A 264-nucleotide genomic window follows, 5' to 3' on the forward strand; every position below is an offset into this window, starting at 1 on the left:
GCTTTGAGCAGGCCTCATCGACAGGAGACCGAAGCAATGGAAGGGGCTTTCCTCCGCTTCTACGTGCACGAGAACGCACGCCATCGCCACGCCCTTCTCTGGGAATGGCTGCTGGAGCAAGCCAACCGGATGGGTATCCGCGGCGGTTCGGCGTTCCGGGCCATGGCCGGCTTCGGACGGCACCACGTGCTGCACGAGAACCACTTCTTCGAGCTGGCCGGAACCCTCACCGTGGAGGTAGAGTTCATCGTCACGCCCGAGGAA

The 264-nt window shown here is 63.3% G+C and carries 1 protein-coding gene; it reads left to right on the plus strand.

Going from position 1 to position 264, the window contains the following annotated elements:
- Positions 1 to 36: 36 nt before the first annotated feature.
- A partial coding sequence (locus tag ACTFO6_RS18935) for a DUF190 domain-containing protein (protein ID WP_439935895.1) occupies positions 37 to 264 on the plus strand: 228 nt, incomplete at its 3' end.

The sequence above is a fragment of the Pelomicrobium sp. G1 genome (assembly GCF_051905455.1).
GTDB lineage: Bacteria > Pseudomonadota > Gammaproteobacteria > Burkholderiales > UBA6910 > Pelomicrobium.